This window comes from Rhizobium sp. AN5 (assembly GCF_900215255.1).
Classification (GTDB): Bacteria; Pseudomonadota; Alphaproteobacteria; order Rhizobiales; family Rhizobiaceae; genus Agrobacterium; species Agrobacterium tumefaciens.
Genome location: NZ_OCMJ01000003.1, coordinates 1,700,997 through 1,718,760 on the forward strand (window position 1 = coordinate 1,700,997; position 17,764 = coordinate 1,718,760).

Sequence of the window (17,764 nt, forward strand, 5' to 3'; positions counted from 1 at the left end):
ATGATCCGTCTCGCATTCACCACCGTTCTCGGCGCCATGCTGGTGCAGGCGTCGCCGGTGGCGGCCAAGACCCCCAACGACCAGCTCGTCGTCGGGACATCGCTGGCCCAGGTGCTCTCGCTAGACCCCCATCAGGCTACCGAAGCGAAAGCCAACGAAATCATGGCCAATCTTTATGATCGGCTAATCTCGGTCGATGGCTCGGGGAAGGTTTCGCCGCAGCTGGCAGAGCGCTGGGAGACAGATGACAAGGGCATCACGTTTCATCTTCGCGCCGCCAACTTTGCGTCGGGCAATCCCGTTACCTCTGCGGATGTGGTTTATTCGTTCAGCCGCCTTTTGAAGATGAATCAGGCGGCGGCCGCCAACCTCAAGCGCGTCGGTTACAACGCGGAAAATGTCGACAAGCTGGTGAGCGCCCCGGACGAAAAGACGGTCCGAATCGAACTGTCAGGGCAAACGACCTCCGAACTGCTGCTCTATCGCTTGGCGATGGTCATTGCCAGCGTCGTTGACAGCAAGGAACTCAAGTCCCATGAAGTTGACGGCGATTGGGGCAATGCGTGGCTGAGAACAAATTCCGCCGGTTCAGGACCCTTCACCCTCAACCGGTGGTCGCCGAACGAAATCATCATACTCGAGGCCAACAAGGACTATGTGGCCGGCAGCCCGAAAATGCGCCGCGTTATCGTGCGGCATGTACCGGAAAGCCAGGTTGAGCGCCTGATGCTGGAGCGAGGCGACATCGACATTGCCAGCGCGCTGACGGCATCCGACCTTGCGACCTTCAACAACAAGGAAGGTTTTCAGATCCAGCGTGTGCCGACGGGTGGTTTCTACGTCCTGTCGATGAATGCCGGCAAGGAGCCTCTTTCCAACCCCAAGGTTCGCGAAGCGATTGCTTACGGCATCGACTACAAGGGAATGGAAAAGACCATCATGGGGCCCTATGGCAGGGCGCGCACGGTGCCGGTTCCGGAGAATTTCGAATATGCCATTCCAAGCCCCGACTGGAAGCTTGATGTCGAGAAAGCGAAATCTCTTCTGAAGGAAGCCGGTTATGAGAATGGCTTCACACTTAATCTGAAGACAATTGCCCAAACGCCGCGTATCGATCTTGCTACCGCCATCCAGGCATCGCTCAGCCAGGTCGGTATCAAGGTGAACATTCAGCAGGGTAACGGTTCGGACGTGATTGCCGCTCACCGTGCGCGGGACTTCGATCTGCTCATTCCGCAGACGGGCGCATATATGCCCAACGTCCTCGGCTCGATGGAGCAGTTCTCCAGTAACCCCGACAACTCGCTTGCTGCCAACAATGCCGGCAATTTCGTCTGGCGCTCTGCCTGGGACATTCCGGAACTGACGGCTCTGACCGCAAAGGCTTCCCTTGAGCCCGATGCCAAGAAACGTGGGGAAATCTACACCCAGATGCAGGAAATGTTCGTCGCGCAGAAGCCGGCGGTTCTGCCTCTCTTCGAAAGATACGAGCCGATCGTTTTGACGTCGCGCGTCAAGGACTATGTCGGTCACCCCAGCCAGACGACGCGACTGGAAAACGTGACGAAGCAGTGACTGCAAACCACTAGACGGAAAACATGTGACGGGCGGTGAATTTACCGCCCGTTTTTTTGTGGGTCCCCCGACGGCTTGCTGGCTAATTAAGACAGGGCCGCTGTGCGAACTATTACACCCGCATCCTTGAATTCTTGGGGTTTTCGCGATGGCTTTAGCGGTTTAGACCGTGCAGCGATCGACCCTTTCCCAGAGCGCGATTCCCAAACCCCGCTCGCTCACATTCCACTAAATGCGTTGGCACCATGAGCTTCCCACAGATAAAACTTCCCGCAATGCCGCTCAGTTTGAAGCGCGGTGTCATTTCGGTACCGGCGGCCTATTATTTTTCCATCCCCGTGCTGCTGGTGATTACGGTCGTCCTGCTCGTGGCCGAAGGCCCGGGTGTGTTGCGCGACTATCAGATCAGCCGCGACCCGCTGGAGATCGAAAGCGGCGATATCAACGGCAGTTGCAAGACCCGCAAGGCGATCTTCACGAATTGCGAAGCGGAGCTTTCCTACGACCATGGCGGTGTGAGCTACAAGAAGGATGTCGAGGTCATGTTCGTCGATTTCCATTCAGGTGACTACGAAACCGGTCTGGTCATTTCGGCGAAGAATCCCGAACTTGCAACGATTTCACTTGGCCTCGATATGCTCTGGAACCGGATCATAACCCTGGGCGTGTTCGTTGCCCTGCTCGGTTTCGGCTGTATCGCACTGCTGTTTACACTTATCCGCACCTTGCGGGCTCGTCTGCGTCTGCGGCACCCGGCGCTATTGACCGTTATTCCGGTGGCGCTGACGGCGGTCGCCGAAAAACGCAGCCGTCTTTTCGTGACCTATTCCGATACGGTCAGGGAAGGGAAGACGAAGAGGCAATCCTTTACCTATCTGGAGAGGGGGCGAATTCCGGTCGTCATCGGCCACACCGGGAAACACGATGTCGCACTGGCGGTCTGGCACGGTGAAACCCCGCTGCCTGTTCTGCTTGACGATCAGCTGGAGCGAATTGACCTATCGGAACAGGAAAGAGCGGCAGCACTTGCTTCGCTCGAACCGGCGCTTGCAAACCGTGGGCAGGAGGGCGTATCCGCCCCCGGCGCGGCGGCGGCAAAAGCCCCGAGCCTTGCGCGACGGCTGGCAACGTTCCTTGCAATTGTCGCCTTTATCGTCGTCGCAGCCTTGGGATACTGGCTGTGGTACGTCACCAGCGCGCCTTCGCAATTCAACTCTCCGGGCATGGACCTCAACAACATGATGCCCGCGGCGCTCAACGAGTGGGGCTGCGCGCGTCTGCAGGAGCGTTTTGCTGATGGTCCGGCACCTTTCGGTTGTGCCGGGGACGATTTTCGAAGCTGGAAATAAAGGCTTTTTCTCTTGGTGTTTATAGGGCCGGTCGCAAGAGCTTTATGGGCTGGCGCGTCGGCCCGGCGTATCCCGGCTCTTTGTCGATGAGATCGATCAATTATCCAAAGTTGCATTAGAGATTTATAAATAAACCAACTCCATAGTGCGATCGTGGGCGGTTCTCGAGGCTGGGAGAGTGCATCATGTTCACGGTTCTGGAATGCGTTGCGGTACAACACGATCATGCGATCGTGCTGCTTGCAGCGGTTATTTGCCTGCTTGGCATGCATGCTTTTTTCCATTTGTTGTTGCGTGCGGAAGAAAGCCCGGCTGGCCGCAAGCCTTATTGGGTGCTGGTTGCCGCCTTTGCAGCGGGGCTCAGCGTCTGGGCTACGCATTTCGTTGCCATGCTTGCTTATAAGGGTTCAGTCCCGATCGGCTTTGATTTCCAGTTCACGGCGCTGTCGGCGGTTCTGGCCGTTCTGGGGTTCTGGCTGGCGCTCAGGGCGCGCTCGAAGGCGAGCTACAGTCCCGTTATCGTCGGAACGCTGGTTACCCTTTCGGTTGCCGTAATGCATTTCGTCGGCATGGCGGGCATGGATGTGGCCGCCACGATCAGCTATCGCTGGGGCCCCGTTTTCGGTGGCTTTGCCGTTGCCTGGGTATTTTTTCTGCTGGCCTTTTTCCTGTTCCTTCGTTCCGCCGCATGGAAACGCATCGTCATTCCGGCCGGATGTTCGATCGTGGCAATCTGCGCTTTGCATTTCACCGCCATGTCGGCCACGATCCTATCGCCGGATCCGTCCGTCGCTGGCCCGGATCCCGACAATCTCGCCAGGGTGATCATGATCGGTGCCGTTTCGGGCGTGACTTTCCTGGTCCTCGCAGCCACTGCCACCGCCGCTCTCGTTGACCGTTACCTTGTCGACCTCAAGGGACTTGTGGATGCGACGCTGGATGGTCTTGCCGTGGTCCGTGATGGCCGCATTGTTGAGCTGAACACCCGTTTTGCCGGGCTTCTCGGCAGCGATGAGGCATCGCTGATGGGTAAAAATCCCGATGATCTCTTCAAGGCCATGGACGGGCAGCCCACCTATCTGCCGCGCCACGCGCCGGTTGAGGCAATCCGCGAACGCACCGACCGGCCGCAGGTGTTCGAGCTTGCCGTGCGCACCATCGAGTATCGCGGCCATCCTTGCGAAGTGCTGGCCATTCGCGACCTGACGGAAAAGCGGGAGGCGCAACGGGAGATCGAATATCTGGCCCGCCACGATGTGTTGACCGGTCTTTCGAACCGCACCATGTTCCAGACACGGCTGCACCAGCAGATCGAACATTGCGACGCGGAGGATGAGTTTGCCTTGCTGGCGCTCGATCTCGACCGGTTCAAGGCGGTCAACGACATTTTCGGCCATGCCGAGGGCGACCGGGTGCTGAAAAAAGTTGCGACCATCCTCGATGAATGCGCAAGGCCGGGAGATATCGTTGCCCGTCTCGGCGGCGATGAATTCGTTATCCTGACTGCCCGCCACACCAAATCGGAGGAGGCACGTCTGCTTGCCGAGACGATCCTTGCCATGTTCGGGTTGAAAATGAATGCCGCCAACGACCCGACCGCTGTCGGCGTCAGCATCGGCATCGCCGTCTTTCCGCGGGACGGCAACAGCAACGAAAGCATCTTGCACGCCGCCGACCTGGCGCTTTACCGCGCCAAGATGGGTGGGCGCGGAATATTGTCCTTTTATGATCCCCTGATGGATCAGGAGGCCCGCGAGCGCCGCCAGCTCGAAACGGATCTGCGGCTCGCCATCAACCGCAACGAATTGCTGTTGAACTATCAACCTGTCCTTTCCGTCGAATGTGGTCAGGTCGTAGGTTATGAGGCGCTGGTGCGCTGGCAGCATCCGACAAGGGGTGTCGTACCTCCGGACGTCTTCATTCCGATTGCAGAAGAAAGCGGGATCATCATCTCGCTCGGCGAATGGGTGCTGCGCGAGGCCTGCCGCCAGGCGAGCACCTGGGCGCCGCACCTGAAAATCGCAGTCAATGTTTCACCATTGCAGTTTTCGCTCGCAAATCTCGGCCATGTCGTCTGCACGGTTCTCATGCAGTCCGGCCTTTCGCCGAACCGGCTGGAACTCGAGATCACCGAAGCCGCGTTGTTGAAGGACCGCAAGGCGACGCTGATCATCCTCAACCAGTTGAAGGCGCTGGGTGTGGCCATCGTCATGGATGATTTCGGCACCGGTTATTCCTCGCTCAGCAACTTGCAGAGCTTCCCCTTCGACAAGATCAAGATCGACCGCAGCTTCATCGCCGCCATGAGCGAGGATGATAATGCCCGCGCCATCGTGCGCGCGGTGATCGGCCTCGGTCGCAGCCTCGATCTGCCGGTGACGGCGGAGGGTATCGAAACCGACGCGCAATATCGCATGGTTGTCGATGAAGGTTGCGCGCAGGCGCAGGGTTATCTCTTCGGCAGGCCGGATGTGGCTCCTGCCTCGGCGGCAAGTACCGGCAAGCGGAAGAAACATTCCGTCTGAAAGAGGAGTGCGGCGGCGTGATGCCGTCGTAATTCCATTCTCCTACGCCAATGGAACGAGAGCGAACGCAGATCGTTAGGATTGTGTGTGGTGCGTCCGTGTCGCCACCGCCGTAGCCGGCGGCAGACGACAGACCTGACCTTCCGATAATGAATTCGCTGGTCATGAGACGCACCAAGATGGAATTCTATCTCTGGGAGAAACCAATGACAGACCGCCTTGAGCCGCAGGACCCGCGCAACCAGTATCCGCGCCCGCCCTTTTCAACGCCGACTCAGGAAATGCCGGGGCTGGTCACGAACATGATGCCTTTCCCTGATCATGGTGAAAAGACCTATCGCGGCAGCGGCAAGCTTGCCGGGCGCAAGGCGCTCATAACCGGCGGTGATTCCGGCATCGGGCGCGCCGTGGCAATCGCCTTTGCGCGAGAGGGTGCAGATATCGCGATATCCTATCTGCCGGAGGAAGAATCGGACGCAGAAGAGGTGGTGGCGCTTGTCGAAGCGGAAGGCCGCGTGGCGGTCGCCTTACCCGGAGATATCACCGATGAGGCATGGTGCCGCGAACTGGTTGAAAAAGCGGTAGGCGATCTCAACGGCCTCGACATTCTGGTGATCAACGCCGCAAGACAACAATATCGCGAGGGTATCGCCGAGCTGTCGACTGAAGATTTCGACCGCACGATGAAGACCAATCTCTACGCGCTGCACTGGATTGCGCAGGCAGCCGTTCCTTATCTGGAACCCGGATCGTCGGTGATTACCACCGCATCTATCCAGGCCTATGAGCCGTCTCCCATTCTTCTTGACTATGCCACCACGAAAGCCGGCATCGTTGCCTATACGAAAGCGCTCGCCAAACAGCTTATCGAAAAGGGCGTGCGGGCAAATGTCGTCGCGCCTGGTCCGTTCTGGACGGTTTTGCAGCCAAGCGGCGGGCAGCCGGACGAAAAGGTCAGGAATTTCGGCAAGGACAGCGATTTCGGCCGTCCAGGCCAGCCTGTGGAACTGGCACCGGTCTATGTGCTGCTGGCTTCGCAGGATGGCAGCTTCATCAATGGCGAGGTCTATGGTGTGACCGGAGGCCGGGGCATTGCCTGATCGGCTTTGAGGATTTGACATGAAACGACAGACAGAACGTTCAGACAGAGATGTGAAGCCCTTCGATGTCCGCGACCGGCTGATACTGGCGCTTTATGCGCAGCTGAAGGCCGAGCGGCAAACGCGCGAGGCCATGGAATGGGTCATCCGCAATGGCGGGCTTTCGCCGGAGGTGCTGGAGGCGATGGCATCCGACCCTGTGCCGGTGCTGGCGGAGGCGGACGTTCCCGCTATCGAGCGTATCCTTGCTGCGGACCGGGGCAGAGGGCAATCCCCTCACAACGACCATGGGCGGCGATCATGAACCGGAGAGCGAGCTGGAAGGGTCATCTGATATTCGGCGATTTCAACTGTGAAATCGGCCTCTATTCCGCGCTCACCTCATCGGACAAGATCTCCTTCAACATCGTCAACCGAAAGACCGGCCATCGCGTCGAACGGCAATATGTCGATAGCGATACCGGCGATGCTGTCGACCGCGAGGATCAGGTCAAGGGATATGAACTCGACAATGGCGACCATATCGTCATCGAGGGAGATGAGATCGCAACGCTGATGCCGGAAAACGACAAGGTCATTCGCGTCAGGCATTTTCTGAGCCACGACGAGATCGACAAGCTCTATTTCGATAGATCCTATTATCTGGCGCCGACACAGGAGGGTGGCGAAGAGGCTTTGACGCTGCTGGCAAAAGCCATGGACGACGAGAAGGTCTCGGCACTTGGCGAAGCGGTACTCTTTCGCCGAAACCGCGTGCTGTTGATCCGTCCAAGCGGCAAGGCGCTCGTGGCGACTACTTTGAATTTCGGCTACGAGGTTCGCTCGCAAACCACCGTTTTCAAGTCCATTCCCGATATTCAGTTCGATGAAGAGATGCTGGAACTCGCCGGTCACATCATCGGTAAACGGGCAGGCACATTCGATCCGGCGGAATATACCGATCGTTACAATGATGCGCTGGCGGAACTGGTGAAGGCGAAGATCGAGGGCAGGGAAATCAGCAAACAGCCGCCGCGCAAGCAAGATAACATCATCGACTTGAAAGAGGCTTTGCGCCGCAGCGCCGGTGACGGCGACAGCGGAAAATCTACCGCTGGTGCGGGGCGCAAATCCTCCCGGAAAGCGAGCTGATCCATGGGTTTGCAGAGCTATAACGCCAAGCGCAGTTTCGACAAGACGCCGGAGCCGAAGGGCGACAAGGTCGATGCGCAGGGCTCTAGTTTCGTCATACAGAAGCACGATGCCCGCCGGCTGCATTACGATTTCCGGCTGGAGATGGATGGCGTCCTTAAAAGCTGGGCGGTAACCCGCGGGCCGAGCCTTGACCCGGAGGACAAGCGCCTTGCGGTGCATGTCGAGGACCACCCTTTAAGCTACGGCGACTTCGAAGGCGTAATCCCGAAAGGTCAATATGGCGGCGGCACCGTCATTCTTTGGGATCGTGGTGTCTGGCGCCCGATTGGCGACGCGAAGAAAGGCTACCGAAAAGGCCATCTCGAATTCGAACTGGAGGGCGAAAAGCTTAAAGGCCGCTGGCATCTTGTGCGTATGCATGGAAAGCCCGGTGAAAGCCGTGAAAACTGGCTGCTGATCAAGGGCGACGACGAAGAGGCAAGGCATGATGGCAGCGCCGATATTCTGGAGGAACGGCCGGAATCTGTGAAGACTGGCCGAAGTGTTGAAGAAGTTGCCGCCAAGCCGAAGGACACCTGGAATTCGAAGCCCGTATCGAAAAAGACCGTTAGTTCCTCCTCAGGCCAAAAACAGGCGCATGCCCTGCCGAAAGGTGCCCGCAAACAGGCGCTGCCATCCTTCGTGCCGCCGGCACTTGCGACGCTGAAACCCAAGCCACCGGAAGGCTCCCGCTGGCTGCATGAGATCAAGTTCGACGGCTATCGGCTGCAGGTCCGTATCGACCACGGTAAACTCCAGCTTCTGACCCGTAGCGGACTGGACTGGACCGAAAAGTTCGGTGATGCCGTGGCGGAAGCGCTCAAGTCGCTGCCGGCCGAAACGCTGATGATCGACGGCGAAATCGTGGTGGAACGGGACAGCGGCGCGTCGGATTTCTCCGCCTTGCAGCAGGACTTGAGCGAAGGGCGCAGCGACCGCTTCGTTTTTTATGCCTTCGATCTCCTGTATCTGGATGGCACGGATTTGCGCGGGGCGGCGCTGACGGATCGCAAGGCGCTACTGGAAAAGCTGCTGCCCGCCAGCAACCCGCATCTTCGCTACAGCGAACATTTCGAGGAAAGCGGCGGGCTTGTTCTCGATCATGCCTGCCGCCTCAGCCTCGAGGGCGTTATCTCCAAGGTCAAGGACAGCAAATATGTCTCGGGCCGCAAGGGAAACTGGGTGAAATCCAAGTGCTCGATGCGGCAGGAGTTCGTCATCGGCGGCTACACGCTGTCATCCGCTTCGGACCATGCCATCGGCTCGCTGGCGCTCGGCGTTTATGAGGAAGGCAAGCTGCGTCATGTCGGCCGCGTCGGCACCGGCTATACCGCTGATGTTGCCGAAATGCTGCTTGGCCGCCTGAAACCGCTGGGCATCGATGATAGCCCTTTCGGCGAAAAGCTCACGGCACTTGCGCGCCGCGACCTCTATTTCGTCAAGCCGGAACTGGTTGCAGAAGTGGAGTTTCGTGCCTGGTCCGGAGATGGCAATCTGCGCCATGCATCATTCCGGGGCTTGCGGGAAGACAAGCCGGCGGACGAAATCGAACGCGAGGATAAAGCAGTGTCGGAACAAGGGACGCCGCAGTCAAAGATCAAGTTCACCCATCCGGAACGGCTTTACTGGCCGGACGACGGCGTGACCAAGGAAGGGCTTGCCGATTATTACACGCAGGTCTGGCGCTATATGGCCCCCTTTGTCGTCAACCGGCCTCTGGCGCTGCTGCGTTGTCCTGAAGGGATCGATGGTCAGCGTTTCTTCCAGAAACACGCCTGGCGCGGTGTGAACAAGGCGATAGAACAGATCAAGGATCCGAAGGACAAGGGCGGGGAACCGCTGATCCGGATTACGGATTTCGATGGCATGATGGCCCTGGTCCAGTCCGCTGCGCTTGAAATCCACCCATGGGGGGCGACAACCGCGAACTGGGAAAAGCCCGACATGATCACCATGGATATAGACCCCGGCGAGGACGTGTCATGGCAGGAGGTAATCGATGCGGCACTGGAACTGAAGCGGCGTTTCGAAGATGCCGGTCTGGCCGCTTTCGTGAAAACCTCCGGCGGAAAGGGGTTGCATGTCGTGGCACCCTTGAAACCGGAAGCGGGATGGCCAGCCTTGAAGGCCTTTGCAAAGGCCATGGCGGATGACATGGCCAAGGCGGAGCCGGAGAAATATCTTGCGGTGGCAACCAAAGCGAAACGCCAGGGCCGCATCTTCCTCGACTATCTGCGTAATGGCAGGGGCAATACGGCTGTTGCGCCATATTCCACACGTGCCCGACCCGGAGCCGCCATTTCAGCGCCGATCGAATGGGCGGAACTCTCAGATGAGATAGGTCCGGCACACTTCACGGTCAGCAATATCGGCGCGCGCCTTTCTGCCCTGAAGAAGGATCCATGGGACGGCTTTTTCGCTGCCGCGCGACCCCTGCCGAAAAAGGCCCGATGAGCGTCAGCCTTTCTTGTCCGAGGCAAGGCTTTTCTTCAAGGCATCCATGATGTTGATGACGTTGCCGCCTGTCCGGGTTTTCGTGCCGGTCTTCTTTTCCGGGGAAGAGACGGTCTTGCTCTTGGTTTTCAGCAAAGCGCTGATCTTTTTCTGGATCGGATCCTGCACCAGCGCCGGTTTCCATCCCGTCATCTGTTTGCCGATGCGTTTTTCCATCGCGTCCAGCAGCGGCTTTTCGATTTTCATCTTCGGGTCCAGCGCGTCGATGCTTTTGCGCACTTCCTCGCCATAGTGCAGGGTCCACAGAATGATGCCCTTGCCAGACGGTTCCAGCAGAACCGCTCTTTCGCGGCGATAGAGAACAAGCCGCGCAATGCCGACAACGCCGTTTGCCCGCATGGCTTCCCGGATCACGCTGAAGGCTTCCGTGCCGATCTTGTCTTCCGGGCGTAGGAAGTGCGGCCGGTCGTACCATATCCAGTCGATAGAGCCTGTGGGTACGAAGGTCTGGATGTCGATGGTGCGGGTGCTTTCGAGCGCGACCGCATCGATCTCGTCATCCTCCAGCAACACATAATCGTCTTCGCCGCGGGGAAACCCCTTTACCTGGTTCTTTGCGGCCACCGGCTTGTGGGTAACGCTGTCGACATAGCGGCTTTCGACGCGATTGCCGGTTTTGCGGTTGAGAACGTGGAAGCGGTATTTGTTGCTTTCGGTTGTGGCAGGAGTCAGCGAAACTGCGGCCGTCACCAGCGACAGCTTCAGATAGCCCTTCCAGAAAACCTGCCGTGCCATGATCCGCGATCCGCCTTGTCGCCTGTTGTCTCCCGGATCAACAACCACAGGGTGGCTTTTGTTCCGGGAGCTTTGGCAGAGAGGACGGGTCTCTGTCTCAGCCGAACAGCGATGTAAGACCATAGACAGATGCGGATATCAGGGCAGCGGCCGGCATGGTCACGACCCAGGCAATGACGATATTGCCCGCAAGGCCCCAACGCACCGCCGAGACGCGACGCGCGGCACCGACGCCGATGATGGCGCCGGTGATCGTGTGGGTGGTGGACACCGGAATGCCGAGCCACGTCGCGCCGAAAAGTGTCAGCGCACCGCCGGTTTCGGCGCAAAACCCCTGCATCGGGTTCAGCCTGGTGATTTTTGACCCCATGGTGTGCACGATGCGCCAGCCGCCGAACAGCGTGCCGAGCGCCATCGCCGACTGGCACGAGATCACCACCCAGAACGGCACGTAGAAGCTCTCTCCAAGATGCCCCTGGCTGAACAGCAGCACGGCGATGATGCCCATGGTCTTCTGTGCATCATTGCCGCCGTGGCCGAGCGAATAGAGCGAGGCGGAAATGAACTGCATGATGCGGAAGGTGCGATCCACGGCGAAGGGTGTCTGGCGCACGAATAGCCAGGAGACGGCAAGCACCAGCAGCAGTGCCAGGAAAAAGCCGATGGCCGGCGACATGAAGATCGCGCCCACGGTTTTCAGAAGACCCGACCAGACGATGGAGTTGAAACCGACCTTCGCAAAGCCCGCACCGACGAGACCGCCGATCAAGGCATGTGACGAGCTGGAGGGAATGCCGAAAATCCAGGTGACGATATTCCAGACGATGGCGCCCATCAATGCCGCGAAGATGACCTGCGGGGAAACGATGGCCGGATCGATGATGCCGGTGCCGAGCGTTTCGGCCACATGCAGGCCGAAGAACAGGAAGGCGATGAAATTGAAAAAGGCCGCCCATGCCACCGCGTATTGCGGGCGCAATACACGGGTGGAGACGATGGTGGCGATGGAATTTGCGGCGTCGTGGAGACCGTTCAGAAAATCGAAGAACAGCGCGATGGCGATAAGGCCGACAAGCAGCGGCAGTGCGAGCGCTACATCCATCAGACGTTCTCGATAACGATGCCGCTGATCTCGTTCGCCACGTCCTCGAAGCGGTCGACGACCTTTTCGAGTTCGCCGTAGATCTCGCTGCCGATCATATAGGCCATGGCATTGCCGGTCGCACCATGGCGCCGGAAGAGGTCCTTCAGGCCCTGGTCATGAAGCTCGTCGGAGCGCCCTTCAACGCGGGTGACCTCTTCGGCAATCACCGACAGGCGCTGGGCATTGGTGCCGACCTTTTCCAGAAGCGGGATGGCTTCGGCGACGAGGCTTGCCGCACGCACGATCTCGTGGCCCATCTCGCGCATCAGCGGGTCGAATTCGGTTTGCTCGAACAGCCGGATCGTCTTGACGGTCTTGTGCATCATGTCGATGGCGTCATCCATGGACTGGATGAGGTCCTTGATATCGCCACGATCAAAGGGCGTTATGAAGCTGCGGCGCACCGCAAGCAGAACGTCGCGGGTAATATCATCCGCCTGGTCTTCGAGGGCGACGATAAGGTCGCAGTTTTTCTCGACGTCGACGCCGCTCAGAAGGTGGTCCAGAGCTGCGGCGGCTTTGACGACCGTTTCCGAATGTTTGCTAAACATGTCGAAGAAACGGTCCTCGCGCGGCATCAGCTTGCGAAAAATGCTCATCATGCGAATTGGCCCTCAATGGCGCTTTATTAGTTGTGGGGCGGTGATTGTCATAAAACTGTCATAAATGCACGCGGGGCATTGATGCAACCCGGAAAATCGGCAGTATCAACGGATATGAAATCCACGAAGAAAAGCCGGAAAGCCCGTCCGGCGCGTTCCCTGACATTGCTCCAGCAACTTGCTGCTGTTCCCGAAAAGCTGTTCACCGGCTCTTTCCGGCAGCAATATGCCGCCTTATGCTTCCGTTATACCGGAAGCGGTGAAGAGATCGAAATCCTCGTCGTCACCTCTCGCACCAGCGCACGCTGGATCATTCCGCGCGGCTGGCCGATGAAACGCAAGAAGCCGCATGAGGCTGCCGCGATCGAAGCGTGGGAGGAAGCGGGCGTTCGTGGCCGCGTGAGGAAGGACGCCGTTGGCCGCTACACCTATCTCAAGATGCTCGACAGTGGCGATGTCGTTCCCTGCGTTGTCGATGTCTTCCAGATCGAGATCACCGGGGAGGAAACGAGTTTCAAGGAGCGCGGCGAACGCCTTCTGGAATGGGTTCGCCCGGACGAGGCAGCAAGGCGCGTCCGGGAGATCGAACTGAAATCGCTTCTGGTCGACTTCCGCCCGAGGGGGAAGAGGAAACGCCTGACCGAGGAAAAGTCCTAACGCGAACCTAGGATGGTGATGCTGGTCGTTCGACCGATCCGGCCTCTCCCATCTCGTCCGGTGCCTTCGGTAGCAGGCGGGCGAAACGCCGGGTGATGCTGTCGATGTAAGACAGGATTGTCGGCACGACGATCAGGGTGAGCAGGGTGGAGCTGATGAGGCCGCCGATTACTGCGTGCGCCATTGGCGCGCGCTGCGCCCCGCCACCGCCCACGGCCAGCCCGAGCGGAATCATGCCGAAGATCATTGCAAGCGTCGTCATGATGATCGGGCGGAAGCGGATGATGCCGGCGCTTGCCAGCGCTTCGTTGAGTGGAAGTCCACGCTTCCTTTCGCGGTTGGCGAAATCGACAAGCAGGATGCCGTTTTTGGTAACGAGGCCCATCAGCATGATGAAGCCTATCAGCGAGAACATGTTGATCGTGCTGCCGGCAACCAAGAGCCCGACGAGGACGCCGATGAGAGACAGCGGCAGCGACGCCATGATGGCGAGCGGTTGCAGGAAGCTGCCGAATTGCGAGGCGAGCACGATGTAGATAAAGATGACCGCCATTGCGAGCGCGGTGACCATGTGGCCGACCGTCTCCTCCATGGTTTCGGCGTCGCCGCCGAAGCGGATACGGTAGCCGTCCGGCAGGTCGCGGGCGGCGGTGAGGGTCTTCAACACGTCTGACACTTCGCCAAGCGCTCGTCCTGATATGTTGGCCGAAACCAGCACCTCGCGGCGATTGTCGATGCGGCGGATTTCGGCGGGTGCTTCCACGGTGGTGATATCGGCGACCTGATCCAGACGTACCATCAGGGGCGAGCCGTTGGATCCCGTGCTGCCGGTGGCGATCATCAACTCACTGATCCTTGTCGTGTCGGCACGCCGCTCGCCGGGCAGGCGCACGACGATGTCGTAGCTGTTACCGCCCGCATCCGTCCATTTCGACACGTCCTCACCGGCGATGAGCGGCGAGAGCGCTGCGGCAAGATCGGATCGGGAAATGCCGAGATCGCTTGCCGCCTCGCGTTTCAGGCGTACCGAAAGGACGGAGGTCACGTCGCGGGTGCTTGAGGTCACATCCACGAGGCCGGGGATTTTTTTCATGTCTTCCATCAGACCGTCGGCGATCTTTTCAAGGATCGCCCGGTCGTCGCCAAGAATGCTGAGCTGTGCGGGGCTTTCGCCACCGCCGAGACCGTTTTGCAGGATCGCGACCTCTATGCCCGATATGGCCGACAGGCGCTTGCGGATTGGATCGGCCAGCGTGACCGGAGTTCGGGTGCGCATCTCCAGCGGGACCAGTCCCACCAAAACGGCGGCGCGATGTTTACCGACGGTGCCGCCGGTATTGACGGTGGAATAGAGCATCTCGACCTCCGGGAATTCCTGGAGTGCCTTCTCGACCTGCCGCACTTTCTCCGTGGTGTAATCCAGCGAGGAGCCTACCGGTGCCGTGACATTGATCTGGAAGCGGCCTTCATCCGTATTCGGGACGAACTCCGCACCGACCAACGGCACCATGAGCAGGCTACCGACAAAAATGCCTGATGTGACGAGCAGGGTGACGAGCCGGTGGCGCAATGTCCAGCCGATCACGTGCCGATATTGATCGGCGAGCCATTCGAAGGCGTGATCGAAACGGGCGATCAGCCGGCCCACCGGCCCGCGCCGGGCGTTGGGTTGCGCATCCGGATCGTACCAGACGCTCGACAGCATCGGATCGAGCGTGAAGGCGACGAAAAGCGAGATCAGCACGGCAGCTGAAACGGTGATGCCGAATTCGTAGAAGAACCGGCCGACGATGCCGTCCATGAAAGCGACGGGTAGGAAGACCGCCACGATTGTCGCCGTTGTCGCGATAACCGCAAGTCCGATTTCGTTCGTGCCGTCGAGTGCTGCGCGGATATGGGATTTCCCCATGTGAAGGTGACGGGTGATGTTTTCGCGCACGACGATGGCGTCATCCACCAGAATGCCGATGGAAAGCGTTAGCGCCAGGAGGCTCAGTGTATTGAGCGTGAAGCCCATAACATCAATGACCGCCAGCGTGCCGATGATTGCAATCGGCAGCGTCAGTCCGGTGATGACGGTGCTGCGCCAGGAATTGAGGAACAGGAAGACGATGGCTACGGCAAGTGCCGCCCCTTCTATCAACGTCGTCTGCACCTGCGTGACGGATTCCCGGATGGGAATGGATGTGTCCGTAATGACTCGCAATTGCACGTTTTGCGGAACAAGGTCGGCATTGAGGGCGTCCAGGCGCTTTCTCACATCCGCGACGACCTGAACCGTGTTGGCATCCTGAACCTTGACGATGTCGATCGCCAGCGCAGTCTGGCCATTATAGAGGGCACGGTTTTCGGGGTCGGCAGCCCCTTCGGAGAGCGCGGCGATGTCGCGAAGATAAATGGCTGTGCCACCGCGCCGGGCGACGACCATGTCCAGCAGCGCCTGCGGTTCTGCGATGCGGCCCTGCACCTGGATCGTGCGTTCGGAAACGGTATCGACAAGGCTTCCAGCCGGGCTGTTGCTGTTGCCGGTGCGTAGCGCGCTCACCACCTCGTTGATGCCGATCCCAAGCGCGCGCATGCGGGTGTCGTCGATCACAATGTCGATCTGCCGCTTGCGGGCGCCAACCAGCGTTGCCTGCCCGACACCGGGAACAGTCGTCAGTTGCCGCAGCACCTTCTGGTCGGCAAGGGTGGTGAGTGCGGGTACGTCGAGCGACGTCGAGCTTATCGCCACCGACAGGATAGGTTCGGCGGCGGGATCGAACCGGGATATGACCGGCTTTTTGGCCTCTTGCGGGAAATTCGCGTCGATGGCGGCGATCTTGTCGCGCACGTCCTGTGCCGCGGTTGCGCTCTTAACCTCGAGCTTGAATTTTGCGACGACGACAGAGCGTCCCTCGTAGGAGGTTGACGTGATCTCGTCCAGACCGCCGATGGCGTTCAGCGCATCCTCGACCGGGCGCGTCAATTCTGTCTCCACCGTTTCCGGCGTGGCGCCCGGATAAGCGGTGGACACCACAACGACCGGAACGTCGACATTGGGGTAGAGGTCGAGCCCCAGCCGCTGCAACGAGAAAAGACCCATGACCAGAAGCGCCACCATCATCATGGTGGCGAAAACGGGATGGGAGACGGATATGCGGGTCAGAAACATCTTAGCCTGCCTTGTCGACCGTAACAGCCATGTCGGGCTGCAATTCGGGAAGCGGTGCGGTCAGGATCGTTTCGCCATCCTGGAGACCGGCGCCTATCTCGATCAGGCTGCCATCGTTCCAGCGCGATCCCACCGCCACCGTCTGGCGGCGAAGATGGCCGTTCAGGACTTTAAGGACGTGGTAGCCGGTTTCGTCTTTGCGAAGTGCGATTGCAGGAACGACAAGCGCATCGTTTTTTTCGCGCACGAGGATGGACCCGCTGGCGAACATTCCTCCCCACAGCCGGCCGTCGCGGTTGGCGAGCCGCAGATAGACGGCGACAAAGCGCGTCCCGTCTTCGGCAACCGGGCTGATGCGGTCAACGGTGCTTCTGAGAGGCTGGCCGCCGATGCCGTCAATATCGAGTTCGGCGGTCTGGCCAACGGCGACACGTGGGATGTCGCGCGTGGCAACGAGAACCTTCGCCTCAAGCATGCTTGTATCGACCAGCGTCATGAGTTCACCATCGGCACTGACGCGGGAGCCGGCTTCTGCCTGCCGGCGGGTAATGGTGCCATCAAAAGGCGCGCGGATTTCGGCATTGCGAAGGGCAAGGCGGGCGATATCCACCTGCGCCGAAAGGCTCTGCAGCCTTGCCGTTTTCACAACGACATCGCTCTTCGCCTTGTCGAGCTGTTCAGCCGATGCGATGTTTTTTGACGCTAGCTGTTCGGTTCGGGTGAGGGCCTGCATCGCCAGTGTCAGTTCGGCCTCGGCCGCATCCCGGTCACTCTGCCGCAGCAGAAGCGTCGATTGCAGTTCCTCGGTTTCGAACCGCACGAGCAGGTCGCCCGCCCGCACCGCCTGTCCGTCCCGGACGTTCATATCCAGAATTTTTCCAGCCTCGCGGGCGCGGATCACGACACGGCTGACCGGCTGAAGTTCGCCGCTGATGCTGATCCGCTCCGCCATCGCTCGTGTGCCGATCCTTGCGATTTCCGCAGCCGTCAGTTCGAACGGGATACCGGCCGGGCTCATCGAGGTTGACGCCACGATCCCCTTCACGCGCTCGTTCGCATCGACGCTTCCGCGCGCCGGATCGAGAGCCGTGACGACGAGAGCGCAGCCCGCAAGCGCGATCCCCGCCTTGATCGTTCTTTTCACCCACATAACATAATCCTTCCAGGCAAAACTCATCCTGTGACCGCCGATCAAGCGGTCATGTCGCCTGTCGTGCAGGCTGATGTCTTCTGGAT

The 17,764-nt window shown here is 59.4% G+C and carries 13 protein-coding genes; 8 read left to right on the plus strand and 5 right to left on the minus strand.

The window, feature by feature from the left end; translation table 11 throughout:
* The first annotated feature begins 36 nt into the window (after positions 1–36).
* The 7 genes from CRP02_RS11230 to ligD all read left to right on the plus strand — a co-directional run bounded on the left by CRP02_RS11230 (position 37) and on the right by ligD (position 10,176).
* Positions 37–1,575: an ABC transporter substrate-binding protein gene (locus CRP02_RS11230; protein ID WP_370953851.1), complete on the plus strand. Its 1,539-nt coding sequence runs from the start codon at positions 37–39 to the stop codon at positions 1,573–1,575.
* A gap of 245 nt (positions 1,576–1,820) precedes the next feature.
* Positions 1,821–2,924, plus strand: coding sequence for a hypothetical protein (locus tag CRP02_RS11235; RefSeq protein ID WP_097171098.1), 1,104 nt, complete (start codon positions 1,821–1,823; stop codon positions 2,922–2,924).
* 185 nt (positions 2,925–3,109) lie between these two features.
* Positions 3,110–5,449 (plus strand): EAL domain-containing protein, encoded by a 2,340-nt coding sequence (locus CRP02_RS11240; RefSeq protein WP_097171099.1) that lies wholly within the window; start codon positions 3,110–3,112, stop codon positions 5,447–5,449.
* Between the two features lie 206 nt (positions 5,450–5,655).
* Complete coding sequence (locus CRP02_RS11245) at positions 5,656–6,549, plus strand: SDR family oxidoreductase (RefSeq protein WP_097171332.1); 894 nt, start codon at positions 5,656–5,658, stop codon at positions 6,547–6,549.
* A gap of 19 nt (positions 6,550–6,568) precedes the next feature.
* Complete coding sequence (locus CRP02_RS11250; protein WP_097171100.1) at positions 6,569–6,853, plus strand: hypothetical protein; 285 nt, start codon at positions 6,569–6,571, stop codon at positions 6,851–6,853.
* Positions 6,850–7,680 (plus strand): Ku protein, encoded by an 831-nt coding sequence (locus CRP02_RS11255; RefSeq protein ID WP_097099399.1) that lies wholly within the window; start codon positions 6,850–6,852, stop codon positions 7,678–7,680. The genes CRP02_RS11250 and CRP02_RS11255 overlap by 4 nt, the downstream gene beginning before the upstream one ends.
* A 3-nt stretch (positions 7,681–7,683) precedes the next feature.
* Positions 7,684–10,176: a DNA ligase D gene (gene ligD, locus CRP02_RS11260; RefSeq protein ID WP_097171101.1), complete on the plus strand. Its 2,493-nt coding sequence runs from the start codon at positions 7,684–7,686 to the stop codon at positions 10,174–10,176.
* Between the two features lie 3 nt (positions 10,177–10,179).
* Here ligD and CRP02_RS11265 read toward each other — a convergent pair whose 3' ends face one another.
* From CRP02_RS11265 to CRP02_RS11275, 3 genes are all read right to left on the minus strand, one after another.
* Positions 10,180–10,971, minus strand: coding sequence for a Ku protein (locus CRP02_RS11265; protein WP_097171102.1), 792 nt, complete (start codon positions 10,969–10,971; stop codon positions 10,180–10,182).
* 97 nt (positions 10,972–11,068) lie between these two features.
* Positions 11,069–12,073, minus strand: a complete 1,005-nt coding sequence (locus CRP02_RS11270; RefSeq protein WP_004431194.1) for an inorganic phosphate transporter — start codon at positions 12,071–12,073, stop codon at positions 11,069–11,071.
* Positions 12,073–12,717, minus strand: a complete 645-nt coding sequence (locus CRP02_RS11275; RefSeq protein WP_004431197.1) for a DUF47 domain-containing protein — start codon at positions 12,715–12,717, stop codon at positions 12,073–12,075. Before CRP02_RS11275 ends, CRP02_RS11270 begins: the two co-directional genes overlap by 1 nt.
* A gap of 114 nt (positions 12,718–12,831) precedes the next feature.
* Here CRP02_RS11275 and CRP02_RS11280 point away from each other — a divergent pair, with 114 nt between their 5' ends.
* Complete coding sequence (locus CRP02_RS11280) at positions 12,832–13,374, plus strand: NUDIX hydrolase (protein ID WP_097171103.1); 543 nt, start codon at positions 12,832–12,834, stop codon at positions 13,372–13,374.
* Between the two features lie 7 nt (positions 13,375–13,381).
* Here CRP02_RS11280 and CRP02_RS11285 read toward each other — a convergent pair whose 3' ends face one another.
* Together CRP02_RS11285 and CRP02_RS11290 are read right to left on the minus strand one after the other, a co-directional pair.
* Entirely contained in the window at positions 13,382–16,528 is a 3,147-nt protein-coding gene (locus CRP02_RS11285) for an efflux RND transporter permease subunit (protein WP_097171104.1), read from the minus strand.
* A 1-nt stretch (position 16,529) separates the two neighbouring features.
* Positions 16,530–17,678 carry an efflux RND transporter periplasmic adaptor subunit gene (locus tag CRP02_RS11290; protein ID WP_097171333.1) on the minus strand — a complete coding sequence of 383 codons (1,149 nt, stop codon included), beginning with the start codon at positions 17,676–17,678 and terminating at the stop codon, positions 16,530–16,532.
* Between the last annotated feature and the right edge of the window lie 86 nt (positions 17,679–17,764).

Excerpts from the sequence above, each read along its gene's own strand:
- CRP02_RS11280 (WP_097171103.1), top strand. The coding sequence starts at position 12,832 with ATGAAATCCACGAAGAAAAGCCGGAAAGCCCGTCCGGCGCGTTCCCTG.
- CRP02_RS11265 (WP_097171102.1), bottom strand. The coding sequence starts at position 10,971 with ATGGCACGGCAGGTTTTCTGGAAGGGCTATCTGAAGCTGTCGCTGGTG.
- CRP02_RS11270 (WP_004431194.1), bottom strand. The coding sequence starts at position 12,073 with ATGGATGTAGCGCTCGCACTGCCGCTGCTTGTCGGCCTTATCGCCATC.
- CRP02_RS11240 (WP_097171099.1), top strand. The coding sequence starts at position 3,110 with ATGTTCACGGTTCTGGAATGCGTTGCGGTACAACACGATCATGCGATC.
- ligD (WP_097171101.1), top strand. The coding sequence starts at position 7,684 with ATGGGTTTGCAGAGCTATAACGCCAAGCGCAGTTTCGACAAGACGCCG.
- CRP02_RS11235 (WP_097171098.1), top strand. The coding sequence starts at position 1,821 with ATGAGCTTCCCACAGATAAAACTTCCCGCAATGCCGCTCAGTTTGAAG.
- CRP02_RS11275 (WP_004431197.1), bottom strand. The coding sequence starts at position 12,717 with ATGATGAGCATTTTTCGCAAGCTGATGCCGCGCGAGGACCGTTTCTTC.
- CRP02_RS11255 (WP_097099399.1), top strand. The coding sequence starts at position 6,850 with ATGAACCGGAGAGCGAGCTGGAAGGGTCATCTGATATTCGGCGATTTC.
- CRP02_RS11250 (WP_097171100.1), top strand. The coding sequence starts at position 6,569 with ATGAAACGACAGACAGAACGTTCAGACAGAGATGTGAAGCCCTTCGAT.
- CRP02_RS11230 (WP_370953851.1), top strand. The coding sequence starts at position 37 with ATGCTGGTGCAGGCGTCGCCGGTGGCGGCCAAGACCCCCAACGACCAG.
- CRP02_RS11290 (WP_097171333.1), bottom strand. The coding sequence starts at position 17,678 with ATGTGGGTGAAAAGAACGATCAAGGCGGGGATCGCGCTTGCGGGCTGC.
- CRP02_RS11285 (WP_097171104.1), bottom strand. The coding sequence starts at position 16,528 with ATGTTTCTGACCCGCATATCCGTCTCCCATCCCGTTTTCGCCACCATG.
- CRP02_RS11245 (WP_097171332.1), top strand. The coding sequence starts at position 5,656 with ATGACAGACCGCCTTGAGCCGCAGGACCCGCGCAACCAGTATCCGCGC.